The 18,241-nt window shown below is 59.6% G+C and carries 16 protein-coding genes, 1 tRNA gene and 2 pseudogenes; 12 read left to right on the plus strand and 7 right to left on the minus strand.

Annotated features, from left to right (window positions below; genetic code table 11):
- The 8 genes and pseudogenes from FJ424_RS31325 to FJ424_RS31360 form a co-directional block, all read left to right on the plus strand.
- Positions 1-84: pseudogene (locus FJ424_RS31325) on the plus strand (elongation factor Tu); the annotation flags it as partial.
- A gap of 280 nt (positions 85-364) precedes the next feature.
- Positions 365-1,903, plus strand: coding sequence for a hypothetical protein (locus FJ424_RS31330; RefSeq protein WP_140659615.1), 1,539 nt, complete (start codon positions 365-367; stop codon positions 1,901-1,903).
- A gap of 147 nt (positions 1,904-2,050) precedes the next feature.
- A pseudogene (locus FJ424_RS31335) lies at positions 2,051-2,535 on the plus strand (group II truncated hemoglobin).
- Positions 2,536-2,674: 139 nt separating this feature from the next.
- Positions 2,675-2,750: transfer RNA gene (locus FJ424_RS31340), tRNA-Trp, on the plus strand.
- Between the two features lie 111 nt (positions 2,751-2,861).
- On the plus strand, positions 2,862-4,076 hold the full coding sequence (locus tag FJ424_RS31345; RefSeq protein ID WP_140659612.1) for a site-specific integrase: 1,215 nt from the start codon (positions 2,862-2,864) through the stop codon (positions 4,074-4,076).
- Positions 4,077-4,278: 202 nt separating this feature from the next.
- The gene (locus FJ424_RS31350; protein ID WP_140659611.1) at positions 4,279-5,340 is read left to right on the plus strand and encodes a MobA/MobL family protein; all 1,062 of its coding nucleotides are present in this window, start codon (positions 4,279-4,281) and stop codon (positions 5,338-5,340) included.
- A gap of 169 nt (positions 5,341-5,509) precedes the next feature.
- A complete protein-coding gene (locus FJ424_RS31355) occupies positions 5,510-5,722 on the plus strand; it encodes a hypothetical protein (RefSeq protein WP_140659610.1) in 213 nt (70 codons plus the stop codon).
- 24 nt (positions 5,723-5,746) lie between these two features.
- The gene (locus FJ424_RS31360) at positions 5,747-6,250 is read left to right on the plus strand and encodes a hypothetical protein (protein ID WP_140659609.1); all 504 of its coding nucleotides are present in this window, start codon (positions 5,747-5,749) and stop codon (positions 6,248-6,250) included.
- A 36-nt stretch (positions 6,251-6,286) separates the two neighbouring features.
- On the opposite strand, the gene FJ424_RS31365 is transcribed toward FJ424_RS31360, so the two are convergent.
- The 4 genes from FJ424_RS31365 to FJ424_RS31380 form a co-directional block, all read right to left on the minus strand.
- The gene (locus FJ424_RS31365) at positions 6,287-7,216 is read right to left on the minus strand and encodes a M48 family metalloprotease (RefSeq protein WP_140659608.1); all 930 of its coding nucleotides are present in this window, start codon (positions 7,214-7,216) and stop codon (positions 6,287-6,289) included.
- Positions 7,176-8,909: a type IV secretory system conjugative DNA transfer family protein gene (locus tag FJ424_RS31370; RefSeq protein ID WP_140659607.1), complete on the minus strand. Its 1,734-nt coding sequence runs from the start codon at positions 8,907-8,909 to the stop codon at positions 7,176-7,178. The genes FJ424_RS31365 and FJ424_RS31370 overlap by 41 nt, the downstream gene beginning before the upstream one ends.
- A 254-nt stretch (positions 8,910-9,163) precedes the next feature.
- On the minus strand, positions 9,164-9,466 hold the full coding sequence (locus FJ424_RS31375) for a hypothetical protein (protein ID WP_140659606.1): 303 nt from the start codon (positions 9,464-9,466) through the stop codon (positions 9,164-9,166).
- The gene (locus FJ424_RS31380; protein WP_140659605.1) at positions 9,466-10,338 is read right to left on the minus strand and encodes a phage integrase N-terminal domain-containing protein; all 873 of its coding nucleotides are present in this window, start codon (positions 10,336-10,338) and stop codon (positions 9,466-9,468) included. Before FJ424_RS31380 ends, FJ424_RS31375 begins: the two co-directional genes overlap by 1 nt.
- A gap of 922 nt (positions 10,339-11,260) precedes the next feature.
- On the opposite strand from FJ424_RS31380, the gene FJ424_RS31385 reads away from it, so the two are divergent.
- A complete protein-coding gene (locus FJ424_RS31385) occupies positions 11,261-11,476 on the plus strand; it encodes a hypothetical protein (protein ID WP_140659604.1) in 216 nt (71 codons plus the stop codon).
- A gap of 10 nt (positions 11,477-11,486) precedes the next feature.
- Entirely contained in the window at positions 11,487-11,843 is a 357-nt protein-coding gene (locus FJ424_RS31390) for a DUF2958 domain-containing protein (RefSeq protein ID WP_140659603.1), read from the plus strand.
- Between the two features lie 145 nt (positions 11,844-11,988).
- On the opposite strand, the gene FJ424_RS31395 is transcribed toward FJ424_RS31390, so the two are convergent.
- The 3 genes from FJ424_RS31395 to FJ424_RS31405 form a co-directional block, all read right to left on the minus strand.
- Entirely contained in the window at positions 11,989-12,396 is a 408-nt protein-coding gene (locus FJ424_RS31395) for a hypothetical protein (protein ID WP_140659602.1), read from the minus strand.
- A 69-nt stretch (positions 12,397-12,465) separates the two neighbouring features.
- A complete protein-coding gene (locus tag FJ424_RS31400; RefSeq protein WP_140659601.1) occupies positions 12,466-14,982 on the minus strand; it encodes a filamentous hemagglutinin N-terminal domain-containing protein in 2,517 nt (838 codons plus the stop codon).
- Between the two features lie 8 nt (positions 14,983-14,990).
- Positions 14,991-16,466, minus strand: a complete 1,476-nt coding sequence (locus tag FJ424_RS31405) for a ShlB/FhaC/HecB family hemolysin secretion/activation protein (protein WP_181182242.1) — start codon at positions 16,464-16,466, stop codon at positions 14,991-14,993.
- A gap of 603 nt (positions 16,467-17,069) precedes the next feature.
- On the opposite strand from FJ424_RS31405, the gene FJ424_RS31410 reads away from it, so the two are divergent.
- Entirely contained in the window at positions 17,070-17,630 is a 561-nt protein-coding gene (locus tag FJ424_RS31410; protein WP_140659599.1) for a hypothetical protein, read from the plus strand.
- Positions 17,627-18,028, plus strand: coding sequence for a hypothetical protein (locus FJ424_RS31415; RefSeq protein ID WP_140659598.1), 402 nt, complete (start codon positions 17,627-17,629; stop codon positions 18,026-18,028). Before FJ424_RS31410 ends, FJ424_RS31415 begins: the two co-directional genes overlap by 4 nt.
- The last annotated feature ends 213 nt before the right edge of the window (positions 18,029-18,241 follow it).

Consider the following 18,241-nt stretch of genomic DNA (forward strand, 5'->3'; position numbering starts at 1 on the left):
GCCATGGAAGAGAAGCTGCGCTTCGCCATCCGTGAAGGCGGCCGCACCGTCGGTGCCGGCATCGTCGTCACCATCAAGGAATAATCGATCCGGCACTTGCCGGTTCGACAAAGAAAGGGCGGTCTTCGGGCCGCCCTTTTGCTTTGGAGTGGTATCGCGCGGCTCTTTTCAATTTTGTTGCAAGCACCGTCCCCGCAACTAGTATGGGTTGTACCCGAGGGGCTTGCCAGACGTGGTTTCAACATTCCGTTCAAAGACCATGCGGTGTTGGCGCGGGCTGCTTCGGCTGGGATTGGCCGCTGCCGCAGGGCTGGCGGCGCTCAGCGCCGCCGCAAAGGAAACGCCCGCGGACTACGGTCCGGCGATGCGCTTCGTCGTCGTGCGCAGCAGCGCGCCGGGCTGCGAGCCGAACTGCCCGGAATGGATTTCCGCCGAAGGCACGATCGAGGCCGGCACGCCGGCGCAGCTGAGACGCCTGCTGAAGACGCTCGGCGGAAGGCCACTGCCGATCGTCGTCAATTCACCAGGCGGCAATGTCGATGCCGCGCTGCAGCTTGGCCGCATGGTCCGCAAGAACAAGCTCGATATCGCGGTCGGCATCACGGAGTTTTCCGGCTGCTCGCCGGGGATGAAGAACTGCCTGGACAATGGCCGCAAGGGCCAGCCCTATTCCGGCGTCGCTTATGACAGCGGCGCGATGTGTAATTCGGCCTGTCCGCTGATGTTTGCCGGCGGCATCCGCCGCGTAGTCGGCGAATGGGCCTATCTCGGTGTGCACCAGATCACCACCACCTACCAGCGCGAGAAGCTGCTCTACCGCACGACCTATCGGATCGTGAACGGCAAGAAGAAGATCGTCAGCACCAGGATCGTCAGCCGCAAGAACGCCGGCAGCTACAAGACCTACGAGATGAGCAGGACGGTCGAGAAGCGGCTGTCGGCCTATCTGAAGGAAATGGGTGTCGAGCAGGGCGTGCTGGGCGTGATGAAGGCGACGCCTGCCAGCGACATCAGGCAGATCGAGCCCGAAGACATGCTGGAGATGAAACTCGTCACCAGTCTCGATTCGCTCGACCTGATGACCGAGAGAACCATTTGCCAGCGCAATCCGGCGCCAGCGAATTGTCGCGAGGTTCCCGCGAACGGCGTGCCCGCCGCGGTCGCGGCCGTCGAAGCCGGGCCTTCACCCATTGCGCCGGTTCCCGCGCCGGCGCCGCAGGCCCGCGAACAGGAGATGCGCTTCGTTCTTGTTCGCGGCAGCAATCCGCTTTGCAATCTCGATTGTCCGGAATGGATTTCGGCGGAAGGCACGATCGCCGCGGGCACGGCCGACAAGCTCCGCCAACTGCTCGATACGATCCGTGAGCGCCGGTTACCCGTCGTCATCAACTCGCCGGGTGGAGACGTGCAGGCTGCGCTTGCCGCGGGCCGGCTGATCCGTGAGCGCGGGTTGGATGTCGCAGTCGCCCGAACGGATTTTCTCGATTGCGATCCGGGCGCAGTGGGGTGCGTCGCGGCGGACGGTCTCCATGCCGGGCTCACCATCGATACAGGCGCCGAATGCGACGCGGCTTGCGCGGTGATGATCGCCGGCGGCGTCCGGCGCCTGGTTGGCGCCGGTGCGCATTTTCTGGTGCATTCCATGGGCATGGAAGACAAGGTCAGGGCGTATCTTGACGAAATGGCGGTCGGCTCGGGCTTTTTCGTCGCCATGCAGTCGGCCGAATATGCGAAGCACAGGGAACTCAGCCGGGACGAACTGAAGACATTCGGGCTGACAACCGGGCCGCAGTCGGTCGACGCGCTGACGGGCGCCACCATTTGCAGATCCGCGCCCAGGCCGGACAATTGCCGGGTTCTTCCAGCCGCCGATGCCGAGGCGAAGGCGCCAGCGAAGCTGTAGAGCAATTCCAGGAAAAGTGTTTACGGTTTTCCGTCCGGAATTGCGTAAACAAAGGAGATAGCGGGTACTGGCCATCGAGGCAGGTTGAGCGGGGCAGGGCGCTGACACTATCCTGCTCGTGCTTTTATACACAGTGGAGGAGCGGCGATGAGCGAGGACATCCCGACTTTATATGCGTGGGCCGGCGGCGGCGAGGCGCTGAACCGGCTGACCCGGACCTTTATGACAAGGTGGCTGCGGATCCGGTCGTCGGGCCGGTATTCAGGCACATGTCGCCCGATCACCCGGCGCATGTCGCCGCCTTCATCGGCGAAGTCTTTGGCGGGCCGAAGACCTACAGCGAGAAGCATGGCGGCCATCGCGAAATGGTGATGCATCACCTTGGCAAGCACCTGACCGAGGAACAGCGCCGCCGCTGGATCAATCTCCTTGCCGACGCGGCGGACGAGGTCGGCCTGCCGGACGACCCCGAATTCCGCTCCGCCTTCATGGGCTATGTCGAATGGGGGGCGCGGCTGGCGAAGATGAACTCGAATCTGGGCGAGACCTGCGATCCCGAGACCGAGCCGATGCCGGCCTGGGGCTGGGGCGTGCCTGGCGGACCTTATAAGCCGCCGGCCGGGAAATCTTAAAGAGCGGGCGCGCCCCCGCGATCGATTGCCGGCAGCCGCGCAATTCAGATTTCCGGCAAAGGGTCCAAAACCGCTGCCGAGTGCTCTTTACAGAGTGCCCGGAAGCTTTTAGGAAGCGCCTGCGCCGAACAGCGCATGCACGGGCATAGCTCAGTTGGTAGAGCGGCGGTCTCCAAAACCGCAGGTCGTAGGTTCGAGCCCTGCTGCCCGTGCCATTTCCTCCAAGGAAATCAAGCACTTAAAAATCGCCTTGCGGCGCAAAGAAGCCGAAACTAGCCTTACACATCTCTTACACAAACTTGCACGCACGCAGGGAGTGTCTGGCGGTGGCGGAAAAACACACGATTCTGGAAGGCAAAGTTCACGTCTATCGGCGCAACGACAGCCCGATCTGGCACTGTTCGACCTACCTCAAAGGCAAGAACTGGCGGGTCAGCACCAAGGAAGAGAGCCTCTCCAAGGCCAAGGACTGGGCCGAGGACTGGTATTTCGGGCTTAAGGACAAAGGCCGGCGCGGTGAGCTGATCACCGAGAAAACGTTCAAGGACGCTTCCGACCAGTTCAAGGCAGAATATGAAGTGCTCACCGAGGGAGAGCGCAATGCGCGGTGGGTGAAAGACCACTATCGGCGCATCAAAGCATATCTGGTGCCATTCTTCGGTGGCATGGGGCTTTCAACGATCAACGCCGGCACGGTCCAGGAGTATCGGATCTCCCGGATGACGCCCGCGGAAGGCAAGAAGCTGCCATCGCGCAGCACTCTCCACCATGAAACCGTGACCTTGCGGCTGGTCCTGAAGGCCGCCGTGCGCCATCGGTGGCTGACCCACCTGCCGGACATCTCCCAGCCTTACAAGAAATCGTCGAAGGTGGAGCACCGGGCCTGGTTCACGCCCGAGGAGTACAAACAGCTCTACACGGCGACGCGCGCCCATGCCGAAAACGCGCGTAAAGCCAGCAAGAAGGCCAAGGAGGGCGAGAAAGCATATCGTGTGTGGCTGGCCGAACAGCTCCACGACAAGATCCTGTTTCTGGCCAACACCGGCCTTCGGCCAGACGAGGCCAACTGGCTTGAATACCGGGACGTGGAAATCGTCAAGGACGAGGCGAGCGGCCAGAAGATCCTGGAAATCCAGGTCCGCGGCAAGCGCGGCGTAGGGTACTGCAAAAGCACGTCCGGTGCTGTGTTCCCGTTCGAGCGGATGGTGGCCCGGAACAGCCCGAAGCCTACGGACCGGCTGTTCCCGGTCGACCACAAGAAGCAGTTCAACGGCATCCTCGACAAGATCGGCCTCAAGCTGGACCGTGAAGGCAACCGGCGCACGCTGTACTCCCTCCGGCACAGCTACATCAGCTTTCGCCTGCTCGAGGGCGCCGATATCTATCAGGTCGCCAAAAACTGCCGTACGAGCGTCGAGATGATCGAGAAGCACTATGCCGTGCACCTCAAGAACCGCCTGGACGCCGCCGCTATTAACGTCCGGAAGCCCAGGCCGGCCAAAAAGCCCAAGGCGGAGACGCTGGACCTGTTTGAGAACTAAGAGCGGGGCGGGCTTGCAAGATCGGTGGGATTTTGCAGCAATGCGTACAGCGCACCTACGCATCGCCCCAACGTGTACGCATTGGAATGAGGGGGGCGATGCATGCTCGGTTTTCTGGCCGGTTGCGAGGCGCAAACCGGAGAAAACCGGCAGGTGCGCCGGGGGACACCCCCGTACCCCCGTCCGTGCCGTGGAGAGGCTTGTGGCCATCTTTCACCTGAACGTTAAGAACATCAGCCGGGGCGGCGGCCGCTCCATTGTAGCGGCCGCCGCGTATCGCGCGGGGGAGGTTCTGCCGAACGAAGCGGAAGAGCGCCTGTCGGATTTCGGCGGGCGTCGTGATGTCGTGGCCAGCGAGATCCGCTTGCCGGCGGGGGCACCGCGATGGATGGCGGAACGTGCCCGCCTGTGGAACGCCGTAGAGGCCACCGAGAAGCGCAAGGACGCGCGACTGGCCAAGGAGGTGGAGTTCGCCTTGCCGATCGAACTGCCACGCTCGGAATGGCTGGCTGTGGCGCGAACTATGGCCGATGCTTACACGTCGCAAGGGTTCGTGGTGGACCTGGCGATTCATGATGACGGCGCCCGCCGGAATCCCCACGTGCATATGATGATGTCGACCCGGGGGGTGGGTAGCGAGGGTTTCGGGCTGAAGATCCGCAGCGCGGACGGGACACAGTTTGTGACCGAAGCTCGCGCGCTTTGGGAGCGTGTCGCCAACGAGGCCTTAAGCAAGGCCGGGCTTGCCGTGACGATCGACAGCCGGAGTTATGCGAAGCGCAGGATCGGGCAGGAGCCGGGCCAGCACCGGGGCCCGAATCCGGAAGAACGTCGGGCGCACAGGATTCACGCACAACGGGAGAGAGAGCTTATGGCACCCACAGAACCCGACGAAGAGCTGCCTGTGCCTGATCCGGATGGCTCGCCGATCCATCCGCGAGAGCTTGAGGCCGCCGAAGACCGGATGCTGGATGATATGCATCAACCCGCCTCAGCGGAGGTGTTTCACCCCGATGGCGACCTGGAGGCCGCCCAGCGGGTTGTAGACCGCCAGAACGGGCTTGAGATGAGCGAGGACGATGCCGCAGCCTACCGTCTCACGCCCGAGAACATGCTGGACTGGCTCGATGACAAGACCCGGACACAGGACGTCGAGACGCTGGAGCGCTGGGAAAACCACCTGGATTGGCTGGACGTGGGCAATCAGCGGCCATCCGCCCCCGAGGACGGCGAATGGCAGGAACCCGACCGGGACCGAAGATAGTTACCTTCGGCGAGTTGAGGGCTTGGCGTAAGAAGGCTGGGCACAGCGCTGGCAACGCTGAAGAATTCGCTTGCCAGTCGGAGGGAATTGTTAAAGTGTTCTTGCTAGTATTAACCTGCCCTTTTCACGGGCGGTTGCCACGGGGACGGGCAATCGCACGGAGACTTCAATGAAAAAGCCAAAACGGTCGCATTCAAAGCGTCGGGGCCACTCCCGCAAGCCGCAAGCGGTACCGGAACCCCTCAGCGCGGAGGAACATGAACGCGCAGACGGTGTGCTTGCCAATATTCAGAACACCTTATTTCGCGAGCGTAAGCATCCTACAGTCGGGCAATATCTGGACCGGATGGCAAAATCTACGTCGCGCATCCTCGGGAAGTGATTCGCCCTCATGCACGAAGACGATATGTTTCAGGTCACCAGTCTTGGTGACCTGATTTTTTTTGAAAAAGCGATATGGCGCCTCGCGAATGTTCTGGGCGAAAAATATAAGCTAGTCCCGAAGTTTGACGATAGGAATATCGGCTACGCGTTCACGGCATGGAAGCGCTTTATCTCGGAACAAGGTGGGCACAACGGCAATCCTATCCGCCAGATGTTCACGGTCCTTGTTGGGGCAACCAATATCCTAGCGCGCTGGCGCGTGGTGACTTTTACAAGGCGGTACGATCCGGAAAACAAGATTACCGACCGGCGGGCATATGTCGTGCGTGACTATCCTGCCGAAATCTTAGGCCTGATGTTTGGCGCTTCAATTTACTCAAACGAAGTCATGGTACTGGGCGAGCAGGATCCGTCGTGCGCGTTAAATGACCACGAAGTTGAAAAGACGGCCAAGCTGCTGCGGTCACAGGATTTGAAGCCGCAGGAGTTTCGCAGGCGGCTTCGGCTTAAACCCGCTAGCGCGTAGAGTAGTAGTCAGAAGCACAAGCAGCGCCTCCGGGGCTCAGCGTTTCGCGTAGGCGATGTCCTCGGCTTTGGGCAACACCGCCGTCGATGGTGCGCTGGCGATGGCCTTTGTCTTCTGCACTGGAATGCGCTTGAGGAAGGTTTCGGCCTGAAGCGCGGCCCGCCGCTCATCAAGGGTCGGATGGGTGGAAAACAACGAACCGCCGGTTAATCCCCGTATCATCAGCCGCGCATGGTCGCGCTCGAATCCGGTGAGCTCCGGGCCATGGTGCAGTTTCTCCAGAGCCGCAATCATATGGTCCTTGCTGGTGAGGGCCGCGCCGACGGCATCGGCCCAGTACTCCCGGCTGCGGGAGAGGCGCAGCACGGCAAGCTCCGAGAACCAGGTCAGCAGCCAGCGGGCCCCGCGTTGGAGGGTGTCGGAAAAGCCAAGATACCAGACCAGAGAGTTCTGGAACGAGCGCGCCAGGCCCATGCGGCGCATGTCGTTGTTGACGACATGGCCCAGCTCATGGCCGATGATGGCGTCCACTTCCGCTGCCGACAGTGTATCGAGCAGCGGCTGACCGACTACGACCAGGGCATTGTCGGCGCTGGCACCGATCGCGTAGGCATTGCTGTGCGGCATGACGCCCACCCACGGTCGGGTTCTCAACCCCAGGCTGGCGGAAAGCGCGGCGACCCGGTGCACGAGCGGGTCATCGTCCCCCAGCAGGCGAACGCCGTACTGACGGACGGCGGTCTCACGCTGCCTGCCAAGCCCGACCAGTCCCCAGAAAGTGCCCCAGAGCGGCACCGCCAGAAATCCGCCAAAGGCGCTCCCGGCGGCGACGCCAAAACCAATACCGAGAGGCGCTGAAATGAAGCTGCCCCACGCCAGGCCGATCCAACTGCCGAGCACCAGGCCGAGCCAGGTCGGCATGCTGCTATTCTTCAGGGCTCCGGATTTGATTGTCACTTCGGTCACGATTGTCCCCCTTGTTCATCATTCCAATGCGATCCCGGCAGTTCTCGCTTTTTTCGTGCACTACCAACTGGGTCTTGAAAGGCCGTGTGCCGGCGATGTCGGTGATGCCGTAGCGCCAGCCGTCACCTTGCCAACCGCCCAGCAGTTCCCGCACCTCATCGCTGGTCAGCAGCGGGCGCCCGAGAAACTGGACGCCCTCCGTCATCGAGAAGCTTGTGTTGGCGGATGCAGCATCATTCCAGCCGCCGAGGTGCGAGGCTACGTTAACGGTTGCGGTCGTCGTGCGGAGAGCTTCCGTTTTCTGGCCAAGGTAACCGCCCACCATCCTGGCCGTGTCGTCATCGTTGATGCCGAAAAACTGCTTGACCGCGCAATTGAGAAACGGGCGCCAGCTGGTGCCGGGGTAGTGCTCTTCAATGGAGTAGATATCCTGCAGGAAGAACCACAGCCGGATCCCCGCTCCGGCATGGGTGCGGATGGCGTCGCGGTATTCCGGGAACGCGCCGATGTTCAGGAATTCATCCAGCACGAAAAGGACCGGAATATCCGGCACGCGCGGATTGGCAAGCATGGCGTCAAGGGCCGTCTTCAGCACGACCCGCAGCCATCCCGAGAACGTCTTCATCATGTCGAACGGGATTTCGACATAAACCGTGGCCGGCCTGTCTTTCAGGCTTTCAAAGCTCAGGTCGCTGCCGCTGACGCTGCGCTGGATATCGCTGTCTTTCCACTCGTAGAGCTTGCTGGTCAGAGTGTCCTGAAGCACCCTCAGTCCCCGGGTGGGATCTTTTTGAAGGATGGCGCGCGCCGCGTCGGCGGAAGGCTGGAAGGTTTCCATCTGCTGCGCGACCTTGAGGAGGCTCGCGCCCTTGAGCATGGCTATCTGGCATGCGGTTGCCAACGTACGCCGGTGGAGTGGCGCCTTGAAGCGGACGTACATGATGACGGCGGTCATGAAGCCCACGGCGTCATCGGCGAAGAACGACGGCGACCTCGGTTCGTGCGGGAACATCTGCTGGGCAATCGAGCGCGCGTCCGCTTCGCGCCGGACGCGGCCCACTGGGTCGAAGCGGTGAACCGGCTTGCCGGAACCATCATCCAGCGGTGCAATGCGGTAGACCGGCCCGAGCGAACTCCGCCACTTTGACGTGGCCTCGAACAGTTCGCCCTTGGGATCGAGAACCACACAGCTTCCCCGGTAGCGAAGCAGGTTTGGAATAATGGTGGTTTTGCCTTTGCCCGTGCGCGTCGGGGCGATGGTCAGCAAGTGACCGTCGCCATCCCAGTGCACAAATCCCGCACGCCTGGTCTCGCCCTCATCGTTGAATGTGCCCAGCAGGAGCGAGCTGGGATGGTGAAAGGCATCTTTCCCGCGCAGATAGGGGCGCAGGTCTCCGGAGGTCGGCCAGCGGGCCGACCCGTAGAGTGGCGGAGGATTGGTCAGCTGTCGCTCGCGCTCTTCGCGGGCGGCGAGATCACGTCTGGCGCGTTCGATAATAGGACCAGGGTCCCGGCCGGCACGAATGGCAGCTTCGACAGCATCCGCCACCTCGGGCCCGTATACCTCTTCAACTTCCCGCCTGGCCGAGCGGGCTTTCAGGTGCCTCCCTCCCGAGAGACCCCACTTGCCCCATTTCAGCGCAAGCGCAACGCTGCGATCGAAATCGCCAAACAGATCAAATTTATCGGCCATATCCCACCCCAGCCCGACTTGCAGACAGTAACAACAGCGGGGCCGAATACAATGCCAGAAATTTCGTCGCCCCAACTTTGGGCCGGAGCTTTGTGACTCGATATTATTAGGAATAGCTAAAATGGACACTTAGCGGGCAAGCAGAACTGCTGCCCAAAGACCCTCCGGAAGCGGAGGCAAAACAAAAGAGGGGATGGACATCCCCTTCTCTTCTGGGCGTACGCCCTCATTGTTTCGTTTTTATGCCTCCAAGACTACCAGGAAATCTCAAGCTCCGGATATTCGGTGACAACGGGCGGGCGGAACGCATCCCGCTCAAGATAGGTGTGGCGCCAGACATAATGGAATTCCTCGGCATCGAGCCATTCCTCAAGCGCCTTTGCGGCTTCCGTATCGGAAAGGTCGAAGGGAAGTTCCTGCACAACACGATGATGGCGACGGCCCTTCTTGGCCGCTTCGTCGATGGCGGCCGCGATCGCGGCGGGCCTGAACAGGCCGTCCGCGTATTTCGTCCTGATGTTGGTGGCCATCAGGAAATTCCCCTCTGCGCGCTTCATCAGAAGGCACTCCCGAGGTAGGTGTCGGTGATTTTCAGGCGGCCATGGCCCAGTTCGGCAGAAATCCTGTGGCGCGCCGACCGATCGGCGGCACGTTCATTTCCACTCATATCGGCCCAGCGCTTGCCGCCCGCCAGCGGGCAGGAGTGGCCGGTCAGCGTCGCATAGCGTTGCTGGGCATAGGCGTGACGGAAGCTGTGGGTATTACGTAGCCCCGCCTTGAGCGTCTGGTATTCGAACCGTTTGAGATGTTCGACGTAGTTCAATTCTGCCGGAATCAGGGAACCCGCGCCAGGGACAAGGCGCAGCACGTGCTCGAGGACCTGCCGCTGTTCGAGCGTGGTCACGGGCACGGTTCGTGCCCGTCCCCCCTTCGTCCAGCTCGCCTGGAGAGCGATGTGGTCGGCCCGAGCGGCCGTCTGCGGCTGGAATTTCATGGCTTCTTCCCGTCGCAGTCCAAACGCCGCCTGGAGGAGAACCGAGGCCTTGATGTGCGGGCACTCGATGGTGCCGAGCTTGGCGTGATCGAGGGTCTGGGCCCGGTTGCGCGTGACCTCGCCACGTTCGGCAACGCCATAGGTTTTGTTGTCGCGATTGACGACGTTGGGTTTGTTGACCTTCTCCGCCCACCAGCGCAGCCAGGTGAGGCGGTTGCGGATACTGGCGTCCGAGGTATCGGAATCGTGCCACCTTTCGACCAAGGCCTCGACATGCTTGGGCTTGAGAGAATCGGCGGCCGGCAGTTTGTAGCCGAGGTCCGCAAGGTCAATTGCCATTGCGGACAGGCCGCGCCGGCGGTTGTTTTGAGTGCCGTAAGAGCCGTCCCGGTTGCGGTGGCACAGCCGCACCAGGTCCATGGTTAGATCGTCCATCTTGCTCGCTTCTTTTTGTTTTGGCTGAGTGTTGATGGCCGATGCACGTCCGTAGATCGTGTCACCCCGTGAAGATCATTCACGGTATGGCCGGAATGCGTAGTCTACTTTACGGTACGAGCCTCCCGAGCCAGCCTGATGGCTGGCCGATATGGTTTGCCCTGTTGGGCATCCGGTTACCGAGAGGTCGAAACCGGAGGTGTGGCCGCCGCGGCGGCGCACGTATGCAATGAGCAGACATTGTGCTCTCCTTTGGTTGGGAAAATGGTCGGGGTGAGATGGGTCAGGCAGTCTTTGCCTGCCGGGACAGTGAACGGTGTCGCCTGCTGATGGCCAGTGGATTGCACCGGAAATGATCATCGAAGCGCAGCGTCATTTGCGGATCGTGTGCCCGCGTTTGCGCGAACCCGGCATCCACCGTGTCTTTGGGAGCGGTCTGTCACTCCCCAATGCATTGGCGAGTGACAGACCGCCCGCCGCCCGCTTGATCGGACATTCCGTGTCCGGCCAAGCTCGCCACTTGCCTCCGCGTGGCATGCCAACGCTGTTGGCTTGCCCCACGTCTTGCGTTCGGCGCGGCACATGGAGGCCCAAGGGCCGCAGTCGTTGAGCAGGACCGTGCCACCTCCCGTGTGGTCGAGAGTTGCCAGCGGTTGAGGCAGCCCGGCAGGCCCGCCTTGGCCGCAGGTCGATGGCGTGAGCGGAGTGATCTCGGTTCGTCCGGCGCTGCGGCTGGCCATGGCTTTGCCGTCGATGGTCTGTCCGGAGGTGAAGACTGTTCCCTTTTAGCCGGCGCGGCCGTCTTGTCCCGTTCCTACCCGCTCCTTCGCTGCGCTCCCGTGTTGGGGACAAGCCAGCCCTGCGCGCCGTCTCCTTTGGAACCGTCCTCCGGGACAGAAATCATCAACCAAAGGAAAAGACCATGACCATCAAACGCAACACCGAAACGAAGACCGAGCCCAAAGGTCCTATCTATCACGCCTACACCGTGCGCGAGGCCAAGGAAGGCCAGAAGGCTTTCTGGACCCGCATCGGCTCCTTCTTCGCCCATGATGACGGCGAAGGCGGCACGCTCGTCCTGGACGCCCTGCCGCTCGACGGACGCATCGTCCTTCGCGCCCCGAAGAATGACGAGTAGGAGGCCGACCATGCAGCTCTTGACCCAAGACCTGCGGGAGAAGCTGCTGGCGAATGGTCGCCAGCAGCTTCCGGTCCGCGGCACCGACGGCGAAATCGACTTTGTACCCGTCGTCAAACTGTTCACGCCGGATGCCGGCGCGACCTGGCTGCTGACCGAAATTGACCCGGAGGATCCGGATATCGCTTTCGGTCTCTGTGACCTCGGGCTTGGTAGCCCGGAGATCGGCAGCGTCAGTCTCTCTGAGTTGGCTACCGTTCGAGGCCGCCTTGGCCTGCCGGTGGAACGCGACCGGCATTTCCGGCCGGACAAGCCGCTGTCCATTTATGCCCGAGAAGCTCACTGTCACGGTCGCATCCGGGTGTAACGTTCTCCGGCGAGCTGAACGCCACCCTTTTGGGTGGCGTTCGTTGCGGAGAGCGAAGGTTTAAGCCTGGAACAAACATCAATTGCACTCAGCGGATCGATCGCCCGTTGGCCGTAGAACCAACCCTTGGCGCTTCAATTGCTTTCTACTTGGCGCTTGCTTTACGCAATCCTATCTCGATAACGTAAGGAAGATACTCGGCCTTCATATGAGTCCACACTACGGCGTCGATAGAAGATTTGTCCGCCAATTTCCAACAGACATCCGTGATACCATCGACAAACTGACTTACTGTTAGCTTCCTTTTTTCAATAAACTCATGTATAGATAGATGGGTTGCTTTTTCGAGTTCGGCAGAAGTGGATGGTATACATATTTGAGCCCATTTAAGGGCCGCCCGGTACTTTTCGGCTTGAGTTCCCGTCATATCCGAAACGTGTCTATTGAAAATGACAATCTTATCAAAAGATTGTTTATCAGAACTAGCGTCCGCCCAAGCAGGTGCCGCTGCGATTCCGATAGTTGAAAATATAATAAAGTAAGTGACCCTCATTGTGTCGATCATACACGAGGACAGGTAGTTACTCAATGGATTATTCCCTTTAATGGCGACGGGTAGCTTTCAATATATTGTATATGTTCCGTTCGCGTTCTCATGAACCCATCCCGTCGACCCAAGTGCCTGCAAGGCTTCCGAACCTTTTTCGGGGCGCCACGAAAGTTGCTGGCTTTGATCTGAATCCGCTAGGTGAGTCATTTTTTCACTCACAGCATCGCTAACTGAAAGCGCCTTTCCTTCGACGTAATTCAGGGTACCCCCAATTATAAATTCCATGGCGTTTCCGAATTCGTCGGGTATCGACCCAACAAAGTCTGCAAATGTCGAGAACCGTCTAATTGAAGCCTGCATCTCAGAGCGATGTTTTCTTAATTCATCAGCCGTAACAATATTCTCTGGCGCCCTTGTGAGGGACGCGACTTGAGCAGGATAGTTCCGATCCAAACGATAAACCTGTTCACGAACCGCCGCGACAGGAGGCGGTGTCGTTCCGCCGCCATTGTTTCCGCCATTTCCGCTCCCGTTGCCAGGTCCGCCAGGATTGTCTCCTGGGTCGCCGCCACCGCCAAGGCCACCATTATCAGGTGGAGGCACACTGTAGCCTGGGCGCAGGCTTACTGAGACAAAAACGTTGTTTCGAAAGGCGTCCGGATTATTGGTGTAGGCATCGGTAACTGCAATCCGTGTGCCGGTATCGGAACAAGTAAGGTAGTTGGCACAAGCGATGAAGTTGGCGGAGGTAGCGTCGTCATCGGGAACGACTTCGACGCGAATAGGGGCGCTTTGCGTTCCCACGGACAAGGCGTCGAAATAGACATAGCCGGTATTTCCGATGATTTTGGCGTTTGGCGAGCTCCTGATGGAAAGCGCCGGATTCAAAATACCGCCGAGCCGAATCTCCCCGGTTGATTGGCTAAAGTCGATCGTCGAGTTCAGCACAATATCCATGTTCCAGTCGGAGCTTGAGACAAACTCAAGCCATGAGTTGTTCGCTGGGGCGGTGATGTCAGCGTTGATAGTCAGAAGCCCGGCGTTAGTATCCGTATTATAGGGCCGGGACATGAGAATGGTGACGACACCGTTCTGGGCCAACGCAGCTTCAATGCTGCTGGCCGATATGTAGGAATCATTGACGGCGCCAAATATATTGCTGTTGGTGACAAAGAAGAACTCATCCCCTGAAACGGTGGTCCCAACAAACGACGTCGTGTCACCAATCGTTAGGTTCTGCGGATCTAGAAGCAATTGTCCGCCATGCCCTACTGGTGCTGAAGTGTCGACATGACCTTGAAACGCGAGATTGTAGGGGCTGGAAACCTCAACGAAACCGCCGTTGCCGCCAGCGCTTCCTCCGTTGGCAGCCACAGTGCCCGCGAAAAGGTTGGCCTGGTCGCCCCACAGAATAATCTTTCCCCCGTTTCCCGATGCATAGGCGGACGCATCGACAACAGTTTGATTATCGACATACAGATAATCTGCATTCGGAACGGGCTCACTTTCCAACGGGATCGGAGAGTTGGGAACTGGTTGGCCGCCATGGTAGTCGCCGCCAAGGAGAATGGTTCCACCGCCCGCCGTTCCGCCTGCGTCGATCTTAGCAGCTTGAAGGGCTACGACTTCGCCTGTAATCTGGATTTTCCCGCCCTTCTGTCCGGCTTTTTTGCCGGAGGCTGAAATCCTTCCGGAAGACTTCACGATCTGCTTAGCGGCAACACCGCCTTTCGCATTGCCCGTCGCCGCGCCCAGGATGATTTTGCCGCCCTTTGAGGAGACGGTGTTGGCTTCAAGCACACCGCCGTTGTTGATGACGCTATCCACAACCTTGCGGGCCGTGGCCGCGGTCAGTTCAATGCGGCCGCCGTTCGCTTTGATTTTCCCTGTGTTTTCGACAAATGACTTCAGCGGCTGACCAGTGCGTGCATCCTTTACCTCTGCCGCGATCTGATCGCTTACCGCGAAATTGATGAGCTGGTCCCCCCTCAGATCCAGGGAGAACGTGTCCCCAACCGCGGACATCCCGACCGTCCCCAGATTTGCGACGATAACACCGTCGTTGCGCACCCCCGGGGCGACGAGGGCGGCAAACCCGCCATCATGAGCGGTAATGGTTCCTTCGTTGACCACGGACGCATTGGTGTTCGGTCCCGCCGAGAACCGATCAATGCCCGCCATGAAATCACTATCTTTGATGTCATGCGTCGTCGCAAGGAAGCTCCCGGTATCGACCACTGCGGAGGGGCCGAACAGAATGCCGTCTGGGTTGACCAGATAGACCGTGCCGTTGGATTCCAACGTCCCGTAAATATGCGAGGCATTCTGGCCGCCGGTCACTCGGTTAAGTATTACGCTGTTAACGGAGGGCTGGACGAAGCGGGTGATCTCGCCTTGCTCAATATCAAAGCTTTTCCATTCGAGTGCGGCGCGATCCGTGGTCTGGGTAACGGTCACTTGAGATGTGCCAACGCCTTGAATAGAGGCGCCGCCGTCGATCACCGTTCCGCCGAGTGGGTTCGCCCACAGCGGTCCAATTGAGAACGGGACAAGCGCGGTAGTCGCCAGACAGATTCGCCAGAAGCGCATGTTTCCCCCTAAAATCGCGTGTTGAGCGCGAGAAAAAATCGCCAGTCATCGTCGTCCCGCCCCTCAATTGGCTTCGCGGCGCTAACGTCGACGTTGAGGTGGTTCATCAGATTCGCGCGAAGGCCAACGCCAGCCGAGGCGCCTTCATCGTTTCGACCCTCGCCAGCGGCTGGCTCGATCCGATGCACGGTGCCGAAATCGACAAAGTTGTAGAGCTGGGCAGACGAAATAGTCTGGCTGTTCACAGGGAGATCATACCGTGCCTCGGCCAGGGCGATGACACACCGGTCGCCGGTCAGCTCTGAAGGATCAAAGCCGCGACCTATAAAGCGCCCCCCGTAACTGCATTCTTCGGCCGCCAGGAGAGGGTTAAACGCGTACGAGGCATCCAGAGCCCCAAACAGGCTGAACCCATGGCCCAGATGCTGCACACGGCTCAAGTAGAGTTCAAGTGACGAGAAGTCGACGCGACCGCTGCTTCGAGACGCGTAGGGGTTCCCATTCTCCGTCGCGCCGAGGCCGGCAATCCCTTGGGAGAACGTCAATCGTATCTGACTAATGCCTCCCAGTTCGTCGGCGAGATCATAGTCAGCCTTCAACCGAATACCACGGATCCGGTCCCGGCTGATGAGCTGCGTATCAGTATCGCCTTTGGCATCTTCAACGAAAAAACTGCCCGACAAGACGAAATTCTCGTCGCGCGATCGAATGAGTGGGTAGCTCAATCCGGTCTCAAAATTGAAGCTCTGCCCGCCATAGCCCAACTGGCGAAGCTCGAAAATGCCAGGATCGCCATTGCTGTAGCTGAGGCCCGAAAATGAGGTCAGGCCCTCTTCATTCAATACAACGTTGATGCTTCCGGCGAAATAACGCAGCTCGTCGGATTGGAAGGCTCCAGCGTAGGTGAAGCCCAGGCGCTCCCGCATTCCGAGCAAATTGTTGCCTTCCACGGATGTCAAATATTGCCAAGGGCCGCGCCCCGTCGTGCCGCGGTTATCCAAGCGGCCTTCAACCCCATATGGCTTATAATCTGTTTCGACCTTGAGCGTCGTCGCGCCTGAGTTATCGGTCGATGCCTGAAATTTGGAACGAACCGTCACACCCGGCAGATCATTCGCCAAAAGAAGATACCGCTCGACCGTTTTGATATTCGTGGGCCGTTTGGCGGTGATTTTGGCCGAATAGGCATCGAACAGAGATTTATAAGCGCTACCAAGGTCCGCTGGCCACTCGACCTTGTCCACATAGCCTTCGACAACCTGTAGAACAATTTGGGCACCATCGGGATCGAGCGATTGCGGCGGGACAATGACGCGCGAAAATACATAGCCATCATCGCCATATTTCGCGGTCAGCCTGCCGGCCGCATCAAAGATCGTCTGGAGGTTGACGGCGTGGCCGGCGAGGGAACCAGTAATCTGATCGAACTGCTCCGGGCGATATATGGTCGACCCGCGGACTTCGACGCTTTTGACTCTGATCACAATAGACTCCGCTCCAGGTGGGGCGGTGGTGCCTTCAAGCTTCAAGAGCGGTGCCGACGGTCTCGACAGCGGAGCTGCGGGCTCCGCGAATTGCTTTTCTTCGCGGCCAGGCTCAACCGTCGAAGGTATAGTTTGTGCAAAGCTGGGAGAGAAGCATGTCAGAAAAAGACACGAAATGAATACGTGCCAGCGAAAATGCTGCATGAAAACTGCCCCCAACCCCAGCGTGTAAAAAGCCTTGTTTTGGTCCCGGCGTCAAGCATCTGACGCGGCTTCTGGTTGCAGGTTCAGAATTATTTTTAGGGCACCTCGCTGCAGAGCAACTTGGCCATTTAATGAGTAGGGTGGGATCCAACCCTGAAACTGGCCAGCCTATCGCCACGCATTCTCGATGAGCTGCGCTCTGGTGAAATGACCCTTGAGCAGGCGAGGGCGCTCGCCATCAGCGACGACCATGGCGCAGGAACAGGCATGGTTCGAGCAGCAAAGTTGGAACCGCGACCCGCGCAGCCTGCGGGTGCCGCGTACGGCCTCGGCGTCCGAACGTCGACAACTTTGGCGAAACCGGCTTGCGTGGACTTTGATGGTAAGTATGCTTGCCCAATGCCGCAGCTCAATTTGACCATTACCTTGGACGTGCCCGATGGCGAGGTCGACGCCCTTGCAGACACTCTTGACTGCGCGCCAGGGGACATCGAACAGCGCCTTGAGCCTTATGCCCAGGCGGCGTTGCGCGAGTATGTAGAGATGTTCGCCGGGGAGGCCATGACGACTGTCTCAGACCTGCGCGAGCGCCGTCTGGTCGCTATCCTCCTAGCGTTGCCTGCCGCAGATTTTCCGACAGACGAGAAGATCGCCCGGATGTTCAATCTCACCGGTGCGCAGGGACGCGCGCTTCTCAGGGCGACGCTGTCGCGCCATCGCAATCAGCTGAAGGGCGTAATGGACGCCGCCGCGCGGCGTTTCATTGCCGCGTGCCAAGGCGCCCAGGGGGCTGACCGCGAGGCACGGTTGGCGAACGCCGTCGTGATCGAGATGCTCAACGGAGAGCTTGCTTCCGCGACCGTACCGCGAACCCCGATTCGGCGGAAGGTCGGCACGTTCGACACCTATGTGGTCTCGAACGGGACGTTTATCGAGCTCCAGGCTCTTTATCCCCAATGAGCACTGCGGAACACCTGTCAGACGCCATATCTGCGGCAAGTCTTGTGCTGGCAGTCCTGGCCGCCCTCTACACCCTGTGGCTGCCGGACGTCTCGGCGGCGCTTGACATCGTTCCGGAGCCTGACCGGGACAATCGCGGGCCGCAGCGCAGTCAGGTCAAGCTCGCGCTGTTCACCAAGGCACTGCCGCTAGGGGGCGCAACCTGGGCCGCGGTGTTGGTCCTTCTGCCGCGCGGCCTCGCCATCGTTGTCGAGGCTTGGGTCCACGTGTCCGATTGGACCTTCGATGACGTCAAGGCCTTCTTCGTGCTGACGCTGGTGCTTATGTTGCTTCTGGGCGTTGTCGCGGTAACACAATGTGTCGGGCTTATTGCCAAGTGGTACGCAATCAACCATTGAACCGCAAGGCCAAGCGTGGCGCCCGTATGGCTCATTGGTCTCATCCTAGAAAAAGGTTGCGCTACATCTAAATGTGAGAGATGATTCATTTGAAAGTAACGAATCATCTTTATTAATTGTTTCAATGGTTCGGAATACGTTTGCCGAAAGGCAGAGAAAGCCAAAGCGCCGAGATTCGGTTCCGAATAAGCCTCTTCTGAGGGAAAGACGAAA

This window comes from Mesorhizobium sp. B3-1-8 (genome assembly GCF_006439495.1).
Lineage (GTDB): Bacteria > Pseudomonadota > Alphaproteobacteria > Rhizobiales > Rhizobiaceae > Mesorhizobium.